The organism is Glycomyces sambucus (assembly GCF_900102815.1).
GTDB lineage: Bacteria > Actinomycetota > Actinomycetes > Mycobacteriales > Micromonosporaceae > Glycomyces > Glycomyces sambucus.
In genome coordinates this window covers 727,690-751,168 of record NZ_FNGF01000001.1, presented here as the reverse complement: position 1 = coordinate 751,168, position 23,479 = coordinate 727,690, and the positions used below count along the sequence as shown (strand labels likewise).

The window sequence follows — 23,479 nt, the reverse complement described above, 5'->3', positions numbered from 1 at the left end:
GTCCACATGGTCCAGACCCTGTCCCCGCACTGCTCACCGCACCGCTCACCGCGCCGCTCGCCTCACCGCTCCGCGCTCGTCCGGTTCGTCGGCTCGCGGCCGCTCTCGAGCTTCGTGGTGCTGTCGTTCGTGCCGTCCTTCGCGTACGTGCTGGGGTGCATCGCGCTCGGGCTCCCCTTGGTGCCGTGGATGTTCGCGGCGCCGTTCGTCGGCCCGTTCCTGGCGGCGTTCCTCGTCACCGCGGCGACCGACGGCCGCCCGGGGGTGCGGGCCCTGGTCGCCGACCTGGTGCGCTGGCGGGTGGGCGCCCGCTGGTACCTGCTGGTCGTGCTCGGCCTGCCCGCGGTGCTCATGCTGTGCGTGCTGCCGCTGCCGGGCGCGGCGGCGGCGTTCGCGCCCGACCCCGGCGAGCTCGGCGGGTGGGTGCTCGTGTTCTTCCTGGTGCTGGTGGTGGGCGGCCCGCTGGGGGAGGAGCCGGGGTGGCGGAACTTCGCGACGCCGCGGTTCCAGGAGCGGTTCGGGCCGGTGCGCGGGACGTTCGCGCTCGGCCTCGTGTGGGGCCTGTGGCACCTGCCGCTGTTCCTCATCGAGGGCTACAACCACGCCGGGGGCGACCCGGCCGCCACGCTGCGCCCTTACCTGGTGTTCCTGGGGTTCACGGTGGCGATCGCGTACCTGTTCACGTGGCTGTACAACCGCACGGGCGGGAGCGGCCCGGTCGCGATCGTGGCGCACACGTTCTTCAACGTGACGCTGCTGCCGGTGCTGTTCCCGGGGGTCGACAACAGCTTCCGGTACGAGGTCGTGCAGCTCGCGGTGTTCGCGCTGATCGCGGTGGTCCTCGTGGCGGCGACGCGGGGCCGCCTGGGGTGGGCCGGGCCTACGCGCCGGTACTGATGAGCGGCATCACGATGTGGTCGAGGATCTCGTCGACGCCCGCGTCGTCGACGGGTTCGGCCTTCGTGAGGAAGTAGTGGGTGAGGAGCGCGGGGGCGAGGTTGACCACGCGCGGGTGGAGCGCCTCGGGCTTGACGGTGCCGCGGGCGACGCCGTCCTCGAAGATCTTCGCGAAGATCCTTATACGCGGGTTCTCGATCCTGGTGCGGAGCTCCTCGGTCAGTTCGGCCGGGGTGCTCCGCAGCTCGCCGATCCAGCCGCGGATCGCCTCGCCGAACGGGCTGGCCTGCTGGGCGGCGATGTGCCGCATGACCTTGACGAGGTCCCCGCGGAGGTCGCCGCTGGGTTCGAACTCGGGCTCGACCTCGGTGGCCTTGTAGCGGGCGGCGGCCTGGATGAGGCGGGCGCGGTCGGGCCAGCGCTTGTACAGCGACGCCTTGCCGGCCTTGGCGCGGGCGGCGACGGCCTCCATGCGGACGTTGGCGTAGCCGACCTCGGCGAGCTCGGCGAGCGCGGCGTCGAAGATGGCGTGCTCCAGGTCGTCGCCGCGTCGGCGGCCCGGTGTGGATTCGGTCACCACGTTCCTTTCAATAGTGAACGATGCGTTCACTAAATGCTAGCTTGTAATAAGAGACGCCGCGTTCACTAACGTCGCGCCCCCGGAAACCACCGCGAACCCAGGCCGCGGAGCCGTGCGCTCCCGCGGCCGTTCCTCCGAAACACCATAGGAGGCCGTCCTTTGACCGCCGTATCCGACGCTCCGCCGAAGGCCCAGATGACCCACCGCGAGGTCCTCCGGGCCCTCTCCGGACTGCTCATGGTCCTCTTCGCCGCGATGGTCTCCTCGACCGTCGTCTCCGTCGCCCTCCCGCAGATCGTGGGCGACCTCGGCGGCAGCCAGTCCCAGTACACCTGGGTCGTCACCGCGACCCTCCTCGCCAGCACCGCCTCGACCCCGGTGTGGGGCAAGCTCGCCGACCTGTTCGACAAGAAGCGCCTGCTCCAGATCGCCATCGTGATCTTCGCCGCCGCCTCGCTCGCGTGCGGCCTGGTGCAGAACACCGAGCAGCTCATCGCCCTGCGCGCCGTCCAGGGCCTCGGCATGGGCGCCCTCCAGGTCCTCGTCCAGGTCATCATCGGCGCGATGGTCAGCCCGAAGGAGCGCGGCCGGTACAACGGCTACCTCGGCGGCGTCATGGCCGTCTCCACCGTCGGCGGCCCGCTCCTGGGCGGCGCCATCACCGACACCGACTGGCTCGGCTGGCAGTGGTGCTTCTTCCTCGCCGTCCCGATCACCGTCATCGCCTTCGCGATGCTCACCCGGACCCTGCACCTCGACGAGACCAAGAACACCGACACCAAGGTCGACTACCTCGGCGCGGTCCTCATCGCGGCCGGCGTCAGCCTGCTGCTCCTGTGGGTCACGTTCGTCGGCGACGACTTCGACTGGATCTCCTGGCAGACCCTCGCCATGGCCGGCGGCGCGGTGGTCATCCTCGTCGCGGCGGCCCTGGTCGAGACCCGCGTCAGCCAGCCCGTGGTCCCGCTGCACGTCCTCAAGCGCCGCGACCCGGCGCTGGCGACCGTGGCGAGCCTCGCGGTCGGCATGGCCATGTTCGGCGGCTCGGTGTTCCTCGGCCAGTACTTCCAGATCTCGCGCGGCTTCTCGCCGACCGAGGCGGGCCTGCTGACGATCCCGATGATGTTCGGCGTGCTCGTCGCCTCCGCGGTCGCCGGGCGCATGGTCTCGAAGTCCGGCTCCGTGAAGCCGTACATCATCACCGGGACCCTGGTCCTGACGGCCGGGTTCGCGATGCTCGCGACCATCGACCACGAGACCTCCCTGGTGTTCATGGGCTTCGGGATGTTCGCGGTCGGCGTCGGCGTGGGCATGTCGATGCAGAACCTGGTCCTGGTGGTCCAGAACTCGGTGCCGCTGCGCGAACTCGGCGCGGCCTCGGGCGCGATCACGTTCTTCCGCTCCCTGGGCGGCACGATCGGCGTCTCGGTCCTGGGCGCGGTCCTCGCGAACCAGGTCGCCGACAAGATCCGCGAGGGGCTCGCCGCCATCGGGATCGACGCGGGCACCGCGGGCCAGTCGAGCAGCAGCCTCGACCTGGACGCGATGCCCGAGCCGATCGCCGAGATCGTGCGCGCCTCCTACGGCGACGCGACCGGGCACCTGTTCCTCATCTCCGCGTGCATCGCCGCCGCGGGCTTCATCGCGGCGCTGTTCCTGACGCCCGTCCGCCTTCGCGAGACCGTCGACCTGGTCGAGGAGATCGTGGTCGGCGAGGAGACCGTCCTCGGCGCCAAGTAGCGCCCGCGACAGACCCCGGGCCCGAGCCGCACCCGCTCGGGCCCGGTCCGCGTGCTCGGTACGCCCGGCGGCGATGAATCCGCGGCCCCCGGTCAGTCACCACAGGTGACCCGCGACGAAGGGACCTTCGATGACCGCCGCACTCACCGCCGACCTGTTCGTGTCCGCCGACGGCTGGGCCAAGGGCGAGCGCTCGCCCGGCTACTTCGGCTACTACGGCCCCGACCTGGGGCGCTGGATCGAGGAGGAGTCGGCCCGCCCGCAGCACGTGCTGCTCGGCCGCCTCACCTACGAAGCCCTCGACTCGGTGCCCGGCGAGGCCCGCGACGAGGCGTACGAGACCATGACCCGCCTCCCCACCACCGTGTTCTCCCGGACGCTCGCCAGCGTCGACTGGCCAGGCGCGCGCATCGAGTCCGGCGACCTCGCCGCCTCTGTCCGCGCGCTCAAGGACGCGTCCGCGGCGCCGCTGCGCACCATGGGCAGCCTCTCGATCGTGCGGCAGCTCCTCAACGCGGGCCTGGTCGACCGCCTGCGCCTCATGGTCTTCCCGCTCCTGGTCGGCCCCGGCGGGCGCGAACCGATGCTCGCGGGGGTCGAGGAGGCCGACCTCGACCTCGTGGACCAGCGCGTCCTCGACGGCCGCATCGTCCTGCTGGAGTACGCCCCGACCGGGCGCCCCATCCCGCACTAGGGCCGGTCGCCGGGCCCGGTGATCGCGGGCCCGCGGCCCTGGGGAAGCGCCTGGAGGAGCCGCGCCATGTCGGCGCGGTCGGTGCCGGTGAAGCTGACGCGGTGCCGCTCGCCGTCAGGGGACTCGCGGTAGACCCGCCGGCCGTCGGAGTACACCCGCTCGCCCTCCGGCCCCGGGGTGCCCTCGCTGCCGGGGCCGAACACCATGAAGACCGTGAGGACGCCGGTCTCGGGGCTGTAGAGGTACCGGGGCCGGAAGAACGAGCGCAGGCCGCCGCCGAGCAGGGCCAGGCCCGTGAGTCCGATGGGGACCAGCACGGGGATGAACGGCGTGAACACGGTGACCGCGGCGCAGGCCGCGAGCACGAACCCCAGGCCGATCGTGAGCACGGACGCCTTGCGGGAGTAGCCGACTCGAATGGTGCGGGGGCCTTCGGCGGACGGCATCGCGTCTCCAAGGGGGGAAGGGGCGGGGGCGCTCTCAGGATAGTGGGGATCGGCCTCGGCCGACAGGTTCAGTGCCAGTCCTCGGCCGCGTACACGAACCACACCGCGGCGGTGCCTTTGTCGATGGAGGCCAGTGCGCCCGCCTCCATGGCCTCGCCGGCGTCGTAGCCGAGGAGCTTCACCTCGCCCGACGGCGACTCGACCATGAAGCCGCACGTGTTCACCTCCCAGATCGAGGCGAGCGGGGGGAGCGGCCGGGTCTTGCGCTTCACGCCCGGCACCGGCTCGGGGACCGGCTCGTGCTCCCGGCGCGGTCCCTCCTCGACCCGCGGCCATTCGCGCACGAGCTCCGCGTCCTCGAACACCGCGATCTTCTGGGCGTACTGGAGGACCTTGTATCCCATGGGGATGTGGCCGTCCATCGGGAAGTCGGGGCCGGGCGCGACCCGCCCGGTGAACGCGTACGTCGACCTCGAGCCGCCCCACACGCGGTACTGGACGGCGGCGGTCTTCGTGTCGAACGGGTCGATCCGGGCGCTCGCCGCGGGCGGGTAGGGGTAGAACTCCATGCCCGCGAGTCTGCCAGCGGCCACCGACAGGGACGGACCGCTCCCCGCGGCGCCCCGGGCCCGGGGGCGGGTCCGGCTCAGTAGTGCTGCCATTCGGACTCGACCAGGTCGAGGATCACCGGGTGCATGAGCGTCGACGGAGGCATGTCCATCTCGGCGCGGTCGGGCGGGAACACCTGGGCGGCGTCGAGCAGTTCGGGGGTGAGCGACCGGAACGGCCCCACGGAGGTGTCCAGGCCCAGCTCCGGCGCCCGCCCGTCGGCCCCGACCATGAGGTACCCCCAGTCGCCGAACGAGGGCACCGAGACCCAGTACGGGGTCGGCTCGTAGCCGGCGTCGGCGAGGGTCGCGGCGATGGTCCAGTACGTCTTCGGCGCGAAGTACGGCGACCCGCCCTGGACGACCATCCGCCCGCCCTCGCCGAGGTGGTCCCCGGCGAGCGTGTAGAACTCGGTCGAGTAGAGCTTCGCGGTCTCGGTGGCGTCGGGGTCGGGCATGTCGACGATGATCGCGTCCCAGGTCCCGGTCTGCTGCCGCAGCCACGTGAACGCGTCCTCGTTGACGACGGTGACCTTCGGGTCGTCCAGCGAGTCGCCGTTGAGCGCCACGAGGTCGTTGAAGCCCCGCGCGAGGTCGGTGACGGCCCCGTCGAGGTCGACCAGGGTCACCGTCTCCACGTCCCCGTACCGCAGGATCTCGCGCACGGCGAGCCCGTCGCCGCCGCCGAGGACGAGGACGTTCGCGCGCGGCCCGTCCATGGCCGGGTGGACCAGCGCCTCGTGGTACCGGTACTCGTCGACCGAGGAGAACTGGAGGTCGCCGTTCAAGTACAGCCGCAGGTCCTGCTCGCCGAACGGCGAGGCCGACTCGGTCATGACGATCTGCTGGTACTGGGTGTCCTCGGTGTACACGATCGGCGCCGCGTACAGCGCCTGGCGCGCGTCGGTCTCGAACCTGTCGGTGTACGCGAACGCGGCGACCAGCAGCAGCGCCGTCAGGACGGACACCAGGGCCAGGAGCTGCTTCGCGAGCTTGGAGAGGTCGTTCCTGAACAGGATGAACACCAGGAGCACCCCGGCCACCGCGTTGACCGCGCCGACGATGAGCGCGCCCTGGATCTGCCCGAAGAACGGCAGCAGCACGAACGGGAACGCCAGGCCGCCGATGAGCCCGCCGAGGTAGTCCGCGGCGTTCAGGTCCGCCACGGCGGCGCCCGCGGCCTGCTCCCGGATGCGCTGCAGCAGTTCCATGAGCAGCGGGATCTCGGCCCCGATGAGGAGCCCGATCGCGGCCGCGACCACCACCAGCGGCAGCGAGTACAGGTCGGTCCACGCGAACGCCGCGTACAGCAGCATCACCGAGAACCCGCCCAGCAGCGCCAGGGCGAGCTCCACGGCCGCGAACGCCAGGGCGGGCCAGCGGCGCAGCGGCTTGGCCGCCAGCGCCCCGATGCCCATCGCGAAGACCATGATCGCCAGGACGATCGACGCCTGCTTCGCGGTGTTCCCGACCAGGTAGGCGCCCAGGGTGATGAGCGCGAGTTCGTACACGAGGCCGCACGCGGAGACCGCGAACGCGGTCGCGAGCAGGCCGAAGCGCGCCAGGCGGACCCGGCGCGCGCTCAACGTCGTCGTCTGGGGGGTGTCGGCCGCAGCCGTCAAGACAGCACTACCTTCACGACCGTGCCGCTCTTCACGACGGTGCCGCCTTTCACGACAGCGCCATCGCGATGACCCCGCCGAGGGCCACGTGCATCGCCGCGTTGACCCACACCGCCGGGTGCAGCTCCTCCTCGGTGAGGGTGTCGCCGAGCTTCCCGGGGGTGAGCAGGTCGAGGATGAGGAACGCGATCGCCATGGCGCCCAGGCCGATCACGCCGTACACGAACGTGGAGACCACGCCGCGGAGCACGCCGCCCTCGGACGCCCAGATCGCGCCGACCACGATCAGGCCCACGCCCAGGACGTTGGAGGTGAGCAGGATCGCGGCGTTCTTGTTCCGCTCGGTCCAGATCAGCTCGCCGAGCTTCCCGGGGGTGAGCCAGTCGGTGACCAGGTAGCCGAGCACCATGAGCGCGATGCCCACGACGCTGTAGGCGACCGCGCCGACGAGGGGTTCGAGGACGTCGCGGCTGAGCTCTTCGATCATTGGAGGCCGTGCCTTTCGGTATTCGGGACTGGGCTTACTTGCCGGAGCCGGGGCCGCCGCCCCGGAACGGCGACGGGGGCGAGGAGGACCAGCCCCACAGGAGGAACACCGACGAGTAGTGGTTATACCCGGACCGGTAGTCGTGCACCAGGATCTTCGACCCGCCGCGGTAGGGGGACACGGCGACGATGTGCTTGGAGTACTGGAGGTAGTAGACGCCGCCGGAGGAGCGCTCCTCGCGCGCCTCGGCGTCGTCGTCGATCTGGTCGGCGACGGTGGCCGGCGACAGGCTCGACGTGTACGCCTTGCCGCCGCCCTCGTCGAGGTTCGAGGCCCGCGTGTAGTGGTCGCGGATCGTCCCGGTGGGGTTGGAGAAGTTCGAGTTCATCAGGAACACCCCGCCGCAGCACAGCGCCAGGACGACGACGATCGCCGTCCAGTGCTTCCAGTTCATGCCGCGGGAAGCGGGGGTCGGGGGATGCTGCTGTCCGTTGGTCATCGGCGGTCCTCGGTGGTCTCTCGGGGTTCGGCTCAGCTTACGGGGACGACGCGACTGACGGTGGTCACGACCTCGCCGTACTGGGGGTACGTGTGGACGGTGCGCCACGACAGCGGCTCGGTCCCGGTGACCTCCAGCGCCGTGAGCGCGTCCGGGTCGCCGCCGAACAGCCCCACGAGGAGGTCCGGCTCGGCGGTGCGCTGCACGGCCCGGTCCCGCAGCTCCCGCACCCGCCGCCGCAGCTCGGGCACGGTCAGCGTCTCGACGGTGCACTCGTAGCGGTGCCGCCAGGCGCCGACGCGCTGCGTGAACGCCTCGGGCAGGTCCGGCCCGAGGTTCGTGCGGTACGCGAGGGTCTCGGCGATGAACCCGTCAGGGGTGGCCACGACGGCCTGGTGGCTGGCGCCCAGGAGGCGCAGGGACAGCCGGAGGGGGCCGGCGTCGCGGTCCATGCGGTCGAGGACCGGCATGGGCGGCGCGTCCGGCCGGAAGGTGAGCGAGGCTGCCGACACGTCGGCGAACGGCACCTCGATGTGCGCTATCAGCTGGTGCTCCGGGGGGATCGGTGGTGGGTCAGACTTCTTCGCTCTGGTGGTAGATCGTGATCTGGTTGCGGTCCAGGGTGAGGCCCTTGGCCAGCTCCCACTTGCCCTCGTCGCCGAAGCGCTCGAACGAGAGCTTCTGGCCGTCGGGCCCGGCGTAGTCGTGGTAGTGGACCGTGCCGGTCGGGGCGAGCCCGGTGGTCGCCTCGGACGTGTACCGGGCGGTGCCCTTCTCGTCCGAACGGTACGAGACGCCCTCGTGGCTGAGTTCACGCGGTCCCGGTTTCAGGTCCGAGTCGGTCAGCTCCTCCCACATGACGACCTCCAGATCGGGGTCGGCCTCGACCGAGAGCCAGCGCTTGACGCCGGTGCCGGTGTCGAGGAAGTGCTCCGCCCACCGGTAGTCGCCCTCGGAGAGGCGCAGGGTCCCGCGGACGGCGAGGGTCTTGCCGTACAGCTCGACGAGGTCGGCGGCCTTGAGGCGGCGGGGGTCCCCGCGCAGGACGTCGGTGTCGGCGTCGGCGAAGGGGTCGACCGGGCCGGGGGCCGCGGCGGTCCGCTCGGCCTCCCGCTTGCGCTGGCCGTTGCGCCACAGGACCCAGCCGAGGACGGCCGCGGCGGCGATCAGCAGGACGATGACGAGGGTCATGGCGGTGCCTTCAGGTTGTGTGGGGTGTTTCCTTGACGTCACTCTACCGCCAACGTGGCGCCCCCAGGGGAACGCCCGCGGCGGAGATCGCGATCACTCCGGTCGCGTCGGCAACTTCGGTGTAACCCCGGCGTCGACTGCGAACCCTAAGATCTAGCCTGGAAAGGGCTCACAATGATGTGGGTCGACGGTGATTCGGACTGGAGTATCGAGACGTGTTGGCGTTCATCGGAGACGAAGAGTTCCGCGAGACCCTCCCCGACCGGGAGGAACTGCTGACCGAGGCGGCCCGACTGGCCGGATCCGACGAATCCCTGGCGAGGCTGGTCGAGCTCTACTGGAGCCTCGTGGCCGACGACGACCTCGTCGGGCGCAGCGCCCAGCAGCTCCTGGAGACCACCGCCCACCACCGCCGCATGGCCGAGGTGCGGGCCCCCGGCCAGGTCTGCCTGGAGATCGACTGCCCCGACGACGCCGAGGGCCCCGACGCGGCCTCCTCGACGCGCGTCGACCTCGTCTGCGACGACTCCCCGTTCCTGGTGGACTCGCTCACCGGCCTGTTCAACCGCCACGGCGTCGACATCGCCGTGTTCGTCCACCCCATCGTCACGGTCCGCCGCGACGCCGAGGGGAACCTCCAGGAGGCGCCCGCCGAGGGCGGCGCCGCCGAGTCGTGGATGCACATCGAGGTCCAGCGCCTCTCCGGCGCCGAGGACATCGAGCGCCTCGAAGCCGAGATCGAGGTCGTCCTCGCCGACGTCGCCGCGTGCGTCGCCGACTGGCAGGCCATGCGCGCCAAGGCCCTGGAGATCGCCGCCGACCTCACCAGCGCCGCCGCCGGCACCCCCGGCACCGTGTCGCTCCCGGTGCCCCCCAAGGACATCGACGACACCGTGGAACTGCTGCGCTGGCTCGCCGACGACAAGTTCACGTTCCTGGGCTTCCGCCAGTACAAGCTCACCGGCGAAGGCGACGAGCAGGCGCTGGCGCCGCTCGCCGAGACCGGCCTGGGCCTGCTGCGCAAGGCCCCCGCCTCGCCGCGCCCGCTGAGCACCTTCAACGCCGACGCCCGCGCCCAGATCGGCACCAAGCGGCTCCTGGTCATCACCAAGTCGAACGCGCGCTCCACCGTCCACCGCACGTCCTTCATGGACTACATCGGGGTGAAGACCTTCGACGCGAACGGCGAACCCGACGGCGAGCTGCGCTTCCTCGGCCTGTTCACCTCCGCCGCGTACCTCTCCAGCGTCACCGACCTGCCCGTGGTCAAGCGCAAGGTCCAGGACGTCCTGGAGCGCTCGGGCGTGACCCTGTCCTCCCACTCCGGGAAGGACCTCGTCACCGCCCTGGAGACCTACCCGCGCGACGAGCTGTTCCAGGCCCGCACCGACGACCTGTACTCGACCTCGATGGGCGTGCTGCGCCTGGCCGGGCGCCGCCGCCTGCGCCTGTTCGCGCGCCGCGACGTCTACGGCCGCTTCTACTCCTGCCTCGTCTACCTGCCCCGGGACCGGTACAACACCGAGAACCGGGTCAAGATCGAGGCGATCCTGCGCCGCCGCCTCCACGGCAAGGCCGTCGACTACGACGCGCGCGTCACCGAGTCGGTGCTCGCCCGCCTCCACTTCGTCGTCCGCATCGACCCGTTCGCCGACCACCCCCCGGTCGACGTCGAGTCGATCCAGGCCGAGCTCGCCGACGCCACCCGCTCCTGGGACGCCGACCTCGCCCTCCAGCTCGACCACCACGTGGGCGAGGGCCAGGCCCGCAGCCTCTACAAGGCGTACGGCCACGCCTACCCGCCCGCCTACAAGGCCGAGCACTCGCCCATCGACGCCGCCAAGGACATCGCGAAGCTCGAACTGCTCCGCGAGAGCGGCGACATGGAGCTCCAGCTGTTCCGCCGCGGCGGCGACGACGCCGACGTCCACTTCAAGCTGTACGCGTTCGGCGAGCCCATCGGGCTCTCCGAGGCCCTGCCGGTCCTGCGCGACCTCGGGGTGCGCGTCGCCGAGGAGCGCCCGTACCACATCAAGCGCGCCGACGGCACGATCCACCTGCACGACTTCGGGCTCGAACTGCCCGGCGAGGCCGCCGAGTCGGTGCCGCAGCTGCGCATCCGCTTCGAGAACGCGTTCCGCGCCGCGTGGGCCGGCGAGGCCGAGTCCGACCGGCTCAACGAGCTCGTCATCCACGCCGGGCTCACCTGGCGGCAGGTCGTGGTCCTGCGCGCCCTCGCGAAGTACCTGCGCCAGTGCGGGTTCGTGTTCTCCCAGGAGTTCATCGCCGCGACCCTCGGCGCCCACCCCGAGATCGCCGCGAACCTGGTGCGGCTCTTCGAGGCCCGCTTCGACCCGCGCGTGGGCGCCGACCGCGACGCCGCCGTCGCCCGCATCGACGAGACCCTCGCCGAGGGGCTCGCGGGCGTCCCCAGCCTCGACGCCGACCGGATCCTGCGCGCGTTCCTGACGCTCATCCGCTCGACCCTGCGCACCTCGTACTTCCAGCGCGGCAACTCCGGGCGCCCCAAGGAGTACGTGGCGTTCAAGTTCGACGCCCGCGCGATCGACTTCCTGCCCAAGCCCCGCCCCATGTTCGAGGTGTTCGTGTACTCCCCGAACTTCGAGGGCGTGCACATGCGGTACGGGAAGGTCGCGCGCGGCGGCCTGCGCTGGTCGGACCGGCGCGAGGACTTCCGCACCGAGATCCTCGGCCTCGTCAAGGCCCAGGAGGTCAAGAACACCGTCATCACGCCCGTGGGCGCCAAGGGCGGGTTCGTGCTCAAGCAGGAGGGCTTCGCCGACCGGGCCGCGTTCCAGGCCGAGGGCGTCGCCCGCTACCGCGAGTTCATCTCCGCGCTGCTCGACATCACCGACAACCGGGACGCCGACAACACGGTGGTCCCGCCGCCGAACGTGGTCCGCCACGACGGCGACGACCCGTACCTCGTGGTCGCCGCCGACAAGGGCACCGCGACGTTCTCCGACATCGCCAACGCCGTCGCCGCCGAGTACGGGTTCTGGCTCGGCGACGCGTTCGCCTCCGGCGGCTCGGTCGGCTACGACCACAAGAAGATGGGCATCACCGCCCGCGGCGCCTGGGAGTCCGTGAAGCGCCACTTCCGCGCGGAGGGCCTGGACACGCAGACGCAGGACTTCACGGTCGTCGGCATCGGCGACATGTCCGGCGACGTGTTCGGCAACGGCATGCTCCTGTCCGAGCACATCCGGCTCGTGGCCGCCTTCAACCACCTGCACATCTTCGTCGACCCGAACCCGGACGCCTCCGGTTCCTCCGCCGAGCGCCGGCGCCTGTTCGACCTGCCGCGCTCGACCTGGGCCGACTACGACAAGTCGCTCATCTCCGCGGGCGGCGGCGTGTACGAGCGGTCCGCGAAGTCCATCCCCGTCTCCGACGAGGTCCGGGCCGCCCTCGGCATCGACGCGGACGTCAAGGACCTCACCCCGCCCGAGCTCATCCGCGCGATCCTCACCGCGCCCGTGGACCTGCTGTGGAACGGCGGCATCGGCACCTACGTCAAGTCCGCCGCCCAGACCGACGCGGCCGCGGGCGACAAGTCCAACGACGCGGTCCGCGTCAACGGCGAGGACCTGCGCTGCCGCGTCGTCGGCGAGGGCGGCAACCTCGGCTTCACGCAGCTCGGCCGCATCGAGTACGCCCAGACCGGCGGCCCCGAGCGCACCGGCGGGCGCATGAACACCGACTTCATCGACAACTCCGCGGGCGTCGACACCTCCGACCACGAGGTCAACATCAAGATCCTGCTCCGCTCGGCGACCCTCACCGGCCGGTGCGACCCGGCCTCGCGCGACAAGCTGTTCATGGACATGGCCGACGCCGTCGCCGACGCGGTCCTCGCCGACAACTACGGCCAGAACATGGCCCTGGCCAACGCGATCCGCCTCAACCGGCGCCTCCTGCCCGTCCACATCAGGCTCATGAAGCACCTGGAGAAGACCGTCGGCCTCGACCGCGAGATCGAAGGGCTCCCCAGCGACAAGCAGCTCAAGGAGCGCTCCGCCGCCGGGGGCGGACTCACCGAGCCCGAGCTGTCGGTCCTGCTCTCGTACGTGAAGATCTGGGCCAAGCGGGCCGTCCTCGACTCCGACCTGCCCGCCGAGGAGTGGACCGCGCCGGTGCTGCGCGAGTACTTCCCGGCGCCGCTGCGCGAGCCGTACGCCGACCTCATGCTGGAGCACCCGCTCCACCGCGAGATCGTCACCACCGCGGTCGTCGGCGAGGCCGTCAACCGCGGCGGCACCACGTTCTTCTTCCGCATCGCCGACGAGACCGGTGCCGACGTCGTGGACGTCATCCGCGCGTACGTCATCATCCGCGACGCCTTCGGCCTGCCCGACCTGTGGCGCCGCATCGAGGCGCTCGACAGCCAGGTCCCGCAGGAGGCCCAGGTCGCGGCCATGCTCGTGATCCGGCGGCTCCTCGACCGCGGCGTCCGCTGGCTCGTCCAGCACCGGCGCGGGCACCTCGACGTCGCCGCCGAGACCGAGCGGCTGCGCCCGGGCCTGGCGGTGCTCCAGCCGATGCTCCCGGTGCTGCTCACCGACTCCGAGGCCGTCGGGTTCGAGGAGTTCGTGGACCAGCTCGAGGACCAGGGCATGCCCGCCGAGATCGCCCGCGACGCCTCCGCCCCCATCTTCGGGTTCGGCCTCGTGGACGTCGTGGAGTGCGCGCGGCTGCTGGAGACCGACCTGGAGACCACCGCGAAGGTCTACTACGGGATCGCCGCGCAGGTGCACCTCGACGAGATGCTCAACCAGATCTCGGCCCTGCCGCGCACCAACCGCTGGCAGACCCTCGCCCGGTCGGCGCTGCGCTACGACCTGTACGGCGCCATGCACGGCCTCACCGCCAGCGTCCTCCAGGCGAAGCCGGGCACGGACCCGGCCGAGGCCGTCGAGTCGTGGGCCGAGCGCCACGCTACCGAGATCGCCTCGCTCCACGAGGCCACCGAGGAGGCCGAGCGCTCCGACGAGAAGCTCGCCGTCCTCTCCGTCGCGCTCCGGCAGATCCGCGGCCTCGTGGAGACCGACGGCGATTGACCGCTCACACGCGGCGGTGGCGTGTGGGGACCCCGTGGATAATGTGGGCTCGGAGGATAAGGAAGTACGAATGCCGAAGAGCCACACCCCCGGGGTGCCCAAGCTGCTGCGCGTCCTCAACGACCAGGCCGCGCTGAAGCTCCTGCTCGAAGACGGGCCCCAGACCCGCGCCCAGCTCGCCGAGCGGACCTCGATGTCGAAGGTCACCGCCTCGCAGATGATGGAGCGCCTCCAGACGCGCGGCCTGGTCGAGGTCGTCGGGTCCAAGTCCGGCGGGCGCGGCCCCAACGCGTCGCTGTACGCCGCCGTGCCCGCGTTCACGTACGTCGTGGGCGTCGAGGTCGGGCCCGTGACCACCAAGGGCGCCTGCGCGGACTTCACCGGCCGCATCGTCGGCCGCGCCGAGATCGACGTGGAGGGCTCCACGGACCCGGTCGCGGTGGTGCGCCGCGTCGTCACCGACTCGGTGGCCGACGCGGGCATCGAGATGGCGAAGGTCCAGCGGATCACCCTCGGCACGCCCGGCGTGATCGACCCCGCCAGCGGCGACATCGGGTTCTCGTGGAACCTCCCGGCCTGGCACCGCGGCCTGCGCACGGCCCTGAACGAGGAGTTCGCGGCCGCGGTCGCGATCGAGAACGACGTCAACCTCGCCACGGTCGCCGAGCAGCGCTCGGGCGGCGCGGGCGGGGCCACGGACTTCGTGTACGCGTGGTTCGGCGGCGGCCTGGGCCTCGGCGTCATCCTCAACGGCAACCTCTACCGCGGCGCCTCCGGCGCGGCGGGGGAGATCGGGTTCCTCCCGGTGCCCGGCGGCGACCTGCCCACGGGCGGGATCGTCACGCGCCTGTCGAAGGGCTCGTACCAGCGGGTCATCGGCGGCGACGCGGTGCTCGACATCGGCGCGAAGCACGGCTTCGAGGCCGCCGAGCCCGAGGACGTGCTCACCGCCGCCGTTGAGGCCCGCGAGGCGGGCGCGGCCTGCCTCGACGAGATCGCGCGGGGCATCGCCCTCGGCATCGTCGCCGTGTGCGTCCTCCTGGACCCCACGGTCGTGGTGCTGGGCGGGCCGGTCGGCTACGCGGGCGGGCTCGTCCTCGCCGGCCGCGTCGCGGCCCACACTTCCCAGCTCGCCCCGGTCAACCCGAGCGTCGTCGCGGGCACGGTCATCGAGGAGCCCATCATGCGCGGCGCGATCCTCCACGGCCTGGACGCGGTCCGCGAGAGCCTGTTCGACTGAGTCTTCTCGACCGAGCTTTCTCGACTGACCTTTTCTCGACCGAGCTTTCTCGACCGAGCTTTCTCAACTGAGCTGCTGAACGGCACCGCCCCCGCCGCGCAATGCGGCGGGGGCGGTCTCGTCGTTCTCGCTACGCGGCGTCGCGGCGCTGGAACGACCAGGTCGCCAGCACCCCGAACAGCAGCACGATCCCGCCCAGGAGCAGGCCCGCCTCGCCCCACGTGATGACCATGACGTCACCGGCGGACTCCAGCGTCATCGAACTCCAGTCCTGGAGCTCGACCCGGCCGGTGATCCACGCGCCCACCCACGTGTACAGGGACAGGCGCTCGGGGAACTTCATCGACAGGTTCATCGAGACCATCTGCACGATCAGGTCCCCGATGATGAGGTAGCCCGCGATGACGCCGCCCGCGATCGCCGTGTGCCGGCCCAGCATCGCCAGCGACGCGCCCAGCACCGTCATCCCCAGCGCGAGCACGCCCGTGCGCAGGACGTACGTCAGCGTCTCCTCCCACCACGGCCCGTCGAGGTCGCCGATCTCCCCGCGCAGCGCGGCCGCCGCCAGCAGCAGCCCGAACGCGAGCACCGCCAGCACGACCACCGCCGCCGCGCACGCCGTCAGCGCCGCGCCGAGCTTCGTCCCCCACAGCCGCATCCGGTTCGGGTGCCACACCATCAGGTTCGACATGCCGCCGCTCGACCACTCGGCGCCGATCGCCGACGAGGACAGCATCATCATGACCAGGCCGGTGACCACGACGATGCCGATGATCACGAACGGCGCCTCGTCCTCGAAGCTGAACGTGTACGTCCAGATGTAGTCCTGGGCGCGGGAGCCGCCCACGAAGTACTCGCACGCCTCCCGGTGCTCCATGCCCTCGTACTCCGGGTCGGTCTCGACCCAGCTGTAGTTCGGGTTCTGCTCGAAGTACGACTCGTCCTCGACGCAGTCCCGGAAGTCCGGGTTCTGCTCGTTCCACTCGTCGGCCTGCGCCTGCGCCGCCGCGAGGTCCGCCTCGCTGGGGCCCTTCGTGGAGATCGACGCCATGATGATCGACAGGCCCGCCACGCCCGCGAGCAGGAGGATCCCGAAGACCAGGGTCAGCCGCCGGCGCGCGATGCGCCGCAGCTCCGCTTTGAACAGGTTCACCGCTGCGCCTCCTCGGCCTCGGGCCCGGACTCCGGGGCCGCGTTCACGGGCGCCTCGATCGGCGCCCCCGCCGGTGCCGACTGCGCCGCCGCCTGCGGCACCGCCACCGACTGCCCGATCTGGACGGTCTGCCCCGGCTGCGGGGCCGTGCCCGTCAACTCCAGGAACACCGACTCCAGGTTCTTCGTCTGCGTCACCAGCTCCGACAGGTAGATCCCCGACTCCGCCAGCGTCTGCGTCACCCACGCCGGCTCCGGCGCGCCCGTGACCACCAGCCGGTCGCGCTCGACCACCGCGCCCACCCCGGCCTTCGCCGTCTTCAGGGCCTCGGCCGCCTCGGGCAGCGCGCCCGCGTCCGGGACCCGGACGCTCAACGACGCCCCCGAGTGCCCGGCGATGATGTCGGCCACCGAGCCGTCCACGATCCGGCGCCCGCGCGACACGATCGTCATCGAGTCGCACAGCTGCTGCACCTCCGACAGGAGGTGCGAGGAGACCACGACCGTGACCCCCTGCTCGTGCGCGAGCCACTGCAGCAGTTCGCGCATGTGGTGGATGCCGGCCGGGTCCAGCCCGTTCGCCGGCTCGTCCAGGATCAACAGCTGCGGCTGCTTCAGCAGCGCCTGCGCCACCGCGAGGCGCTGGCGCATGCCCAGCGAGTAGCCCTTCACCGACGCCTTCGCGGCCTCGCGCAGGCCCACCTGCTCCAGGACCGCCTCGACCCGCTCCTTCGGGAGGCCCGCGCTCTCGGCGAGCAGCTGGAGCGTCAGGCGCCCCGAGAAGTGCTTGAAGAACTGCGGGGACTCCACGACCGCGCCGATGCGCGACACCACCTGCGGCAGGCGGTGCGGCACCTCCTCGCCGAAGACCCGCATGGTCCCGCCGTCGACGCGGATGAGCCCCAGCAGGGCCCGCAGCGTCGTGGTCTTGCCGGACCCGTTGGGGCCCAGGAAACCGTGCACCTGGCCCGCGGCGACCTCGAGGTCGAGGCCGTCCAGCGCGTGATGGGGCTGGCGGAAGCTCCTTCTGTAGGTCTTCCGCAGCCCCGATATCTCGATGATCGGGGGCATGAACTCGTTTCCACTCCTGGGTGCACCGTGCGCGCCGCGGCCGCGGCGGCACCGGTGGACGGTACGTATGAAGACGCCGCTCCGGGCCGCGCCGTTGCACGGCGGCCGGGTCCGGCGCGGGCGCGCCCGTCGCGGGGGCTCGCCCGTGTGTCCTACTCCCACCTCGCGGCCCGCCCCCGTCCGGGCGACCGGGCCACGTGGTTTCATTGACCCGTGGCTCAGTCTGAACGCGTCCTCGACCTGTCCGGCGTCACCGTGCGACGCGGCGGCAACCAGCTCCTCGACGGCGTCGACTGGCAAGTCGACGCCGACCAGCGGTGGGTCGTCCTCGGCCCCAACGGTGCGGGGAAGACGACGCTGCTCAACCTAGCGGCCGCCCGCAACCACCCCACCTCCGGCGTCGTGCGGATCCTCGGCGAACGCCTCGGCCGCGTCGACGTGTTCGAGCTGCGCCCCCGGATCGGCCTCACCACCACGCAGGTCGCCGACGCCATCCCCAACGACGAGAAGGCGTTCGACGTCGTCCGCACCGCCGCCTGGGGCATGATGGGCCGCTGGCGCGAGGAGTACGACCCGCAGGACGACGAGCGCGCCGCCTCGCTCATGCGCTGGCTCGGCGTCGCCCAGCTCACCGACCGCCTGTTCGGGACCCTCTCCGAAGGCGAGCGCAAGCGCGTCCTCATCGCCCGCGCGCTCATGACCGACCCCGAGCTGCTGCTCCTCGACGAGCCCGCCGCCGGCCTCGACCTCGGCGCCCGCGAAGCGCTCGTCGCCACCCTCGCCGGCCTCGCCCGCGACGAGGCCGCCCCGGCCCTGGTCCTGGTCACCCACCACGTCGAGGAGATCCCGCCGGGCTTCACGCACGCCCTGATCCTCTCCGGCGGCGGCGTCATCGCCGCCGGCCCCATCGCCGAGGCCCTGACCTCCGAGACCCTCTCCAAGGCGTTCGGCCTCCCCCTGACCCTCACCGCCAACGGCAACCGCTTCACCGCCACCGCCGCCTGACTCACCACACGGCACCGCCCTCGGGACCCCCGAACTGTCATACCCCCGTGCCAGGGTTTCGACCGGGGGCCCAGCGAACGCCGGTCCCCGGAGTCGCCCCTGCCCGCAAACCGCACCCCGGGTACCCACCGCGCTCCCGAACCGGGCACCGCGCCCCGACCCCCGCACCATTGCGCCTGCCCGCCAACCGGGCTCACACACGCAGAACTCGCCGCCCGAACGGCCCCTCGGCTACGCTGACCCGGTGAGACTCCGGTGGTGGCGCGCGACGGTCGTGACGGCCGTAGCAGTCCTCGCGCTCGTCTACCTCGCCGGACTCGCCCGCCTCGGCGAAGCCGAGGCCGAGCAGGCCCACGCCGTCCCCGTGCTCGCCGCCGACCCCGGCACCGAACTCGCCGCCATGCGCACCGCCGCCCCCGTCGCCGGCGACGACCCCGCCGCCGCACTCGCCGCCGCGCTCGCCGACCCCGCCACCGCGGCCGCCCTCGTCGCCGCCGTCCCCACCGCCGACTCCGGCGAACTCGGCGCCGCGCTGGCGGCCCTCCACGAGGCCGGCGGCGGCCTCGACCCGGTCGCGGTGCACGACTTCTTCACCGGCCTCGGCGAGGAGCGCACCGCGTGGCTCGCCGTCCTCTACCCCTCGGTCGTCGGCGAGATGCCCGGCGCGCCCTTCGCCGCCCGCGAGGCCGCCAACCGGCTCGTCCTGGAGGCCGCCACGGCCGCCTCCGCGGCCTACGACAGCCCCGAGCGCCCCTGGACCGACGACGCCGCGCGCCCGCCCCGCGAGGAGCTCCAGCGCCTCATCGGCTCGGGCCGCGAGTTCCTCTACCTCGACCCGTACGACAACGCCGGCGAGGGCTCCTGGATCGAGGTCGTCGGCGACCTGGAGGCCGCCGCGAACGTCGCGGTCCTCGTCCCCGGCGGCTCGGCCGTGCTCTCCAGCGAGAACTTCGACCTCTACCACCAGCGCGCGGAGTCCTTCGTCGACGCCGCCGACGGCGAGCTCGCGGTCGTCGTCTGGGCCGCCGCCTCCTGGCCCTCGGGCTGGGTCGAGGAGTCCTGGGCCTCCTGGTCGCAGGTCGCGGCCCAGACCCTGGCGTCGTTCACGTTCGACCTGCGCAACCAGCTCGGCGACGGCGTCGCGCTCACCCTCGCCGGCCACTCCTACGGCGGCGCGGTCATCGGCTACGCCGAGACCTTCGACCTGGAGGCCGACCGGGTCCTGCACATCGCCTCCGCGGGCATGGGCAACGACGTCTACGGCCCGGGGGACTACACCGAGCCCTGCCGCGCCCGCTACTCCATCACCGCGCCCGGCGACCCGATCTCCTACGTCCAGGGCATGCCGTACGTGCCGCTCCTGGGCCACGGCGCCGACCCCGACGACTTCCCCGGCGTGCGGAACCTCGCCACCGGCAGCCTCTCCGACGCCCCGGACGCGGTCGACGACTACGGCGTGAGCCTCCACGACCTGGGCATCGCCGGGAAGCCCGTCGAGGGCGTCCACTCGCACTCCGAGATCTTCTACCCCGAGTCCGACGCCTGGGACAACATCCTCAAGGTCCTCGTCGGCCAGGAGCCCGACCTCGCGGCCGGGCAGCCCGAGGCGAACCCGGACTGCCCGTAGGACGACGAAACGGGCGCGGCCCCGGCCGCGCCCGTCCCCGAATTCCCGCTAGTCCCGTTCGAGCAGGAGCCCCAGGTGCTTCTCCACGAGCGGCAGGACCTCCTCGACCGTGACGTCCCGGCCCAGCTCCTGCGACAGGCTCGTGACGTCGGCGTCGGTGATCGCGCACGGCGCGATCCGGTCCCAGAACGTCATGTCCGGGTTGCAGTTGAGCGCGAATCCGTGCATGGTCGTCGCCCAGCGGACCCGCACGCCGATCGCGCAGATCTTCCGCTCGGGGCCCTTGCCGTCCTCCGGCAGCCACACGCCGGTGCGGTCGTGGAGGCGCCCCCTCGCCGAGGTCACGCCCATCTCGTGGCACACGGCCGAGATCATGTCCTCGACGCGGCGCACGTAGCCGACCACGTCGACCTTGCTGCGCATCTTCATGATCGGGTACCCGACGATCTGGCCGGGGCCGTGCCAGGTGATCTGGCCCCCGCGGTCGACCGTGACGACCGGGGTGCCGTCCTGCGGCAGCGCCCACGTCTCGGTCCGGCGCCCCGCGGTGTACACGCTGGGGTGCTGGAGCAGCAGGACGGTGTCGCCGATCTCGTCGTCGATCCGCCGCTGCTGGAGTTCCTTCTGGTAGTCCCAGGCCTCCTGGTAGTCCATGAGGCCGCGCTTCTCGACGGTGATGCCATCGACAGTGCTTGTGGATACGACAGTGCTGCTGGAAACGACAGTGCTGGTCGAGACGGTGCCGGTCGCGGCAGCCGCGGTGCGTTCGTCGACAGTGTCGGTCATACCCCGACGATAATCCCCGCCGCGCCCGCGCGGCCACCGGACGACGGATGCGTCACCGTGGCCCCTGCGCCGCGTCCGACCCGATTTGCGCAGGTCGTTCTTTATGATGCCGTTACTTAATTGCCGACTAGTTGCCGCCCTCGGCCGCCCCGGTGACCGCGCGTGAGCTGTCACACTACTATTCCTAAGGTATTTAAAGCCCAATCCGCTCGCCCCGCGCCAGTCGAGGGTTCCACACGACCACAGGGATACGAATGGAAGCAACGCCGAAGGCTCCGATGGTCACCATCGCCGGAGTGAACAAGCACTTCGGAGACCTCCACGCGCTCAAGGACATCGATCTGACCGTGGACGACGGCGAGGTCGTGGTCCTCATCGGACCCTCAGGTTCCGGCAAGTCGACGCTGTGCCGGACCATCAACCGCCTCGAGACCGTCGACTCCGGCACGATCACCGTGAACGGCAAGCCCCTCCCCGCCGAGGGCCGCGCCCTCGCGAACCTCCGCGCCGACGTCGGCATGGTCTTCCAGCACTTCAACCTCTTCGCGCACCTCACGGTCCTCCAGAACATCACCCTCGGACCGATCAAGGTGCGCCGCACCCCCAAGGCCAAGGCAGACGAGCGCGCCCGCCAGCTCCTGGAGCGGGTGGGCCTCGCCGACAAGGCCGACGCGTTCCCCTCCCAGCTCTCCGGCGGCCAGCAGCAGCGCGTGGCCATCGCCCGCGGCCTGGCCATGGACCCCAAGCTCATGATGTTCGACGAGCCGACCTCGGCGCTCGACCCCGAGATGATCAACGAGGTCCTCGACGTCATGCAGGACCTCGCCCGCGAGGGCATGACCATGGTCGTGGTCACCCACGAGATGGGCTTCGCCCGCCGGGCCGCCAACCGCGTCGTCTTCATGGCCGAAGGCCAGATCGTCGAGGTCGCGCCGCCCGACGAGTTCTTCGACAACCCCCAGACCGAGCGCGCCCAGGACTTCCTGTCCAAGGTCATGAGCCACTAGCCGCCTCGGTCCGCAGCGCACCAGAGCACCACCAGTCAGCCCCACCCATAAGGAAGGAAACAGCTATGCGCGCATTCCGCAAGGCCGCCGCCGCGATCGCGGCGGTCGGCCTCATGTCCCTGGCCGCCTGCTCCGGCGAGGCCAGCCAGGACGCCGAGGAGCAGGAGTCCCTGGAAGAGTCCGTCGGGTCCTACGAGCTGGGGCAGGCCGCGGAGATCCCCGCCGGCTACATCCAGGACATCCAGGACAAGGGCGTCCTCACCGTCGGCGTCAAGTTCGACCAGCCGCTCATCGGCCAGAAGAACACCGCCACCGGCAAGATCGAGGGCTTCGACGCCGAGATCGCCCGCCTCCTCGCCACCTACATCTTCGGCGAGGTCGTCGAAGAGGGCGACGACGCCAACCTGGTCTTCGTCGAGACCACCTCGCAGAACCGCGAGACCTACATCAACGACGGCACCGTGGACGCGGTCATCGCCTCGTACTCCATGTACCCCGAGCGCCTGACCCAGTTCGAGTTCGGCGGCCCGTACTTCGAGACCGGCCAGAACGTCATGGTCGCGGCCGACAACACCGACATCAACTCGGTGGCCGACCTCGCCGGCAAGAACGTGTGCATCGCCGAGGGCTCCGGCTCGATCGGCAACCTCGAGGCCGAGAACCCCGAGGCCGTCATCACGCCGCTCGCCGACTACGCCGCCTGCGCCGAGGCCCTGGAGAACGGCCAGACCGACGCCGTCAGCACCGACGAGACCATCCTGTACGGCTTCACCGTCGACAAGCCGGACGCCTTCCGCGTCCTGGAGTCCTCGAACAACTTCACCGACGAGCCCTACGGCGTCGCCATGCCGCTCGGCGAGACCGACGCCCGCAACTTCGTCAACGACATGATCGACGAGATCCTGGCCAACGGCGACTGGCAGAAGGCGTTCGACCTGACCTTCGGCGCCGCCGGCATGCCGACCCCGGACCCGCTCCCGGCCCCCAACCGGTACTAGGTCCCTTCGCAACCGTTCGGTGAGGCGGCGGCGGCCGCGTGAGACGGCCGCCGCCGCCCGCCTTATGGAGGAGTCCGCTTGTTCGACAATTTCGACCTGATGATCGAGGCCCTCGGTGCGGGTATGTGGACCACCGTGTGGGTCACCCTCACCAGCTACGCCATCGCGCTCGCCATCGGCATGGTCCTCGTGGTCATGCACGTCAGCCCCGCGTTCCCCGCCCGCTGGGCCGCCAACGCCTACACGCAGCTGTTCCGCAACGTCCCGCTGCTCGCCGTCCTGTTCATCATGTACTTCGGCCTGCCCAAGGTCGGGATCGTGGCGGACAACTGGGTCTGGGCCCTGCTCGGACTCGGCATGTACACCGGCGCGTTCGTCGGCGAGACCATGCGCTCGGGCATCAACTCGATCCCGCTGGGCCAGGCCGAGGCCGCCCGCTCGCTGGGGCTCACCTTCGGCCAGTCCCTGAGCACGGTGATCCTGCCGCAGTCCGTCCGCGCGGTCATCCCGCCCCTCGGCTCGCTCCTGATCGCCCTGGTCAAGAACAGCGCGCTCGTGCTCGCCATCGGCGTGCCCGAACTGACCGCCCGCTCGCGGCGGCTCATCGAGGACACGCAGAGCCGCTTCGACCTGTGGGGCGTCATCATCTGTGTGACCGTCGGCTACCTGCTGATCGCCCTCGTCCTGAGCTACCTCGTGCGGATCGCCGAGAAGCGCACCGCGTTCGTCCGATGAGAGGGGCCGACTC

The 23,479-nt window shown here is 71.3% G+C and carries 21 protein-coding genes; 10 read left to right on the top strand and 11 right to left on the bottom strand.

What is annotated here, in order from left to right; translation table 11 throughout:
• The first annotated feature begins 6 nt into the window (after positions 1–6).
• Positions 7–897 carry a CPBP family intramembrane glutamic endopeptidase gene (locus BLS99_RS03500; protein ID WP_176953188.1) on the top strand — a complete coding sequence of 297 codons (891 nt, stop codon included), beginning with the start codon at positions 7–9 and terminating at the stop codon, positions 895–897.
• On the opposite strand, the gene BLS99_RS03495 is transcribed toward BLS99_RS03500, so the two are convergent.
• Entirely contained in the window at positions 881–1,474 is a 594-nt protein-coding gene (locus BLS99_RS03495) for a TetR/AcrR family transcriptional regulator (protein ID WP_176953187.1), read from the bottom strand. The genes BLS99_RS03500 and BLS99_RS03495 overlap by 17 nt on opposite strands.
• Before the next feature lie 198 nt (positions 1,475–1,672).
• Here BLS99_RS03495 and BLS99_RS03490 point away from each other — a divergent pair, with 198 nt between their 5' ends.
• Positions 1,673–3,217: an MFS transporter gene (locus BLS99_RS03490; RefSeq protein ID WP_091044820.1), complete on the top strand. Its 1,545-nt coding sequence runs from the start codon at positions 1,673–1,675 to the stop codon at positions 3,215–3,217.
• A gap of 130 nt (positions 3,218–3,347) precedes the next feature.
• A complete protein-coding gene (locus BLS99_RS03485) occupies positions 3,348–3,911 on the top strand; it encodes a dihydrofolate reductase family protein (protein WP_091043550.1) in 564 nt (187 codons plus the stop codon).
• On the opposite strand, the gene BLS99_RS03480 is transcribed toward BLS99_RS03485, so the two are convergent.
• The 7 genes from BLS99_RS03480 to BLS99_RS03450 form a co-directional block, all read right to left on the bottom strand.
• Positions 3,908–4,357 (bottom strand): hypothetical protein, encoded by a 450-nt coding sequence (locus BLS99_RS03480; protein WP_091043545.1) that lies wholly within the window; start codon positions 4,355–4,357, stop codon positions 3,908–3,910. The genes BLS99_RS03485 and BLS99_RS03480 overlap by 4 nt on opposite strands.
• Before the next feature lie 68 nt (positions 4,358–4,425).
• Positions 4,426–4,926 carry a hypothetical protein gene (locus BLS99_RS03475; RefSeq protein ID WP_091043540.1) on the bottom strand — a complete coding sequence of 167 codons (501 nt, stop codon included), beginning with the start codon at positions 4,924–4,926 and terminating at the stop codon, positions 4,426–4,428.
• 77 nt (positions 4,927–5,003) lie between these two features.
• The gene (locus tag BLS99_RS03470) at positions 5,004–6,587 is read right to left on the bottom strand and encodes a polyamine aminopropyltransferase (RefSeq protein WP_091043537.1); all 1,584 of its coding nucleotides are present in this window, start codon (positions 6,585–6,587) and stop codon (positions 5,004–5,006) included.
• A gap of 49 nt (positions 6,588–6,636) precedes the next feature.
• Positions 6,637–7,074, bottom strand: a complete 438-nt coding sequence (locus BLS99_RS03465; RefSeq protein WP_091043534.1) for a DUF350 domain-containing protein — start codon at positions 7,072–7,074, stop codon at positions 6,637–6,639.
• A 34-nt stretch (positions 7,075–7,108) separates the two neighbouring features.
• Positions 7,109–7,573: a DUF4247 domain-containing protein gene (locus BLS99_RS03460; RefSeq protein ID WP_091043530.1), complete on the bottom strand. Its 465-nt coding sequence runs from the start codon at positions 7,571–7,573 to the stop codon at positions 7,109–7,111.
• A gap of 32 nt (positions 7,574–7,605) precedes the next feature.
• Positions 7,606–8,100 carry a DUF2617 family protein gene (locus BLS99_RS26010; RefSeq protein WP_281243514.1) on the bottom strand — a complete coding sequence of 165 codons (495 nt, stop codon included), beginning with the start codon at positions 8,098–8,100 and terminating at the stop codon, positions 7,606–7,608.
• Between the two features lie 46 nt (positions 8,101–8,146).
• Positions 8,147–8,764 (bottom strand): DUF4178 domain-containing protein, encoded by a 618-nt coding sequence (locus tag BLS99_RS03450; protein WP_091043524.1) that lies wholly within the window; start codon positions 8,762–8,764, stop codon positions 8,147–8,149.
• Between the two features lie 215 nt (positions 8,765–8,979).
• Between BLS99_RS03450 and BLS99_RS03445 the strand changes: the two genes are divergently transcribed.
• Together BLS99_RS03445 and BLS99_RS03440 are read left to right on the top strand one after the other, a co-directional pair.
• Positions 8,980–13,845, top strand: coding sequence for an NAD-glutamate dehydrogenase (locus BLS99_RS03445; protein WP_091043521.1), 4,866 nt, complete (start codon positions 8,980–8,982; stop codon positions 13,843–13,845).
• A gap of 70 nt (positions 13,846–13,915) precedes the next feature.
• Positions 13,916–15,085: an ROK family transcriptional regulator gene (locus BLS99_RS03440; protein WP_091043518.1), complete on the top strand. Its 1,170-nt coding sequence runs from the start codon at positions 13,916–13,918 to the stop codon at positions 15,083–15,085.
• 130 nt (positions 15,086–15,215) lie between these two features.
• Here BLS99_RS03440 and BLS99_RS03435 read toward each other — a convergent pair whose 3' ends face one another.
• A complete protein-coding gene (locus tag BLS99_RS03435; protein ID WP_091043514.1) occupies positions 15,216–16,238 on the bottom strand; it encodes an ABC transporter permease subunit in 1,023 nt (340 codons plus the stop codon).
• Positions 16,235–17,308: an ABC transporter ATP-binding protein gene (locus BLS99_RS03430; protein ID WP_091043509.1), complete on the bottom strand. Its 1,074-nt coding sequence runs from the start codon at positions 17,306–17,308 to the stop codon at positions 16,235–16,237. The genes BLS99_RS03435 and BLS99_RS03430 overlap by 4 nt, the downstream gene beginning before the upstream one ends.
• A 213-nt stretch (positions 17,309–17,521) precedes the next feature.
• On the opposite strand from BLS99_RS03430, the gene BLS99_RS03425 reads away from it, so the two are divergent.
• Together BLS99_RS03425 and BLS99_RS03420 are read left to right on the top strand one after the other, a co-directional pair.
• Complete coding sequence (locus BLS99_RS03425; RefSeq protein WP_091043505.1) at positions 17,522–18,313, top strand: ABC transporter ATP-binding protein; 792 nt, start codon at positions 17,522–17,524, stop codon at positions 18,311–18,313.
• A gap of 244 nt (positions 18,314–18,557) precedes the next feature.
• A complete protein-coding gene (locus BLS99_RS03420; RefSeq protein ID WP_091043502.1) occupies positions 18,558–19,940 on the top strand; it encodes an alpha/beta hydrolase in 1,383 nt (460 codons plus the stop codon).
• Between the two features lie 48 nt (positions 19,941–19,988).
• Here the strand turns inward: BLS99_RS03420 and lipB are convergent, their stop codons facing one another.
• Complete coding sequence (lipB, locus tag BLS99_RS03415; RefSeq protein WP_091043499.1) at positions 19,989–20,726, bottom strand: lipoyl(octanoyl) transferase LipB; 738 nt, start codon at positions 20,724–20,726, stop codon at positions 19,989–19,991.
• Positions 20,727–20,980: 254 nt separating this feature from the next.
• Here lipB and BLS99_RS03410 point away from each other — a divergent pair, with 254 nt between their 5' ends.
• The 3 genes from BLS99_RS03410 to BLS99_RS03400 all read left to right on the top strand — a co-directional run bounded on the left by BLS99_RS03410 (position 20,981) and on the right by BLS99_RS03400 (position 23,466).
• A complete protein-coding gene (locus BLS99_RS03410) occupies positions 20,981–21,733 on the top strand; it encodes an ATP-binding cassette domain-containing protein (RefSeq protein WP_091043496.1) in 753 nt (250 codons plus the stop codon).
• A 65-nt stretch (positions 21,734–21,798) separates the two neighbouring features.
• Complete coding sequence (locus tag BLS99_RS03405) at positions 21,799–22,731, top strand: glutamate ABC transporter substrate-binding protein (protein WP_091043493.1); 933 nt, start codon at positions 21,799–21,801, stop codon at positions 22,729–22,731.
• 78 nt (positions 22,732–22,809) lie between these two features.
• Positions 22,810–23,466, top strand: coding sequence for an amino acid ABC transporter permease (locus BLS99_RS03400; RefSeq protein ID WP_091043489.1), 657 nt, complete (start codon positions 22,810–22,812; stop codon positions 23,464–23,466).
• The last annotated feature ends 13 nt before the right edge of the window (positions 23,467–23,479 follow it).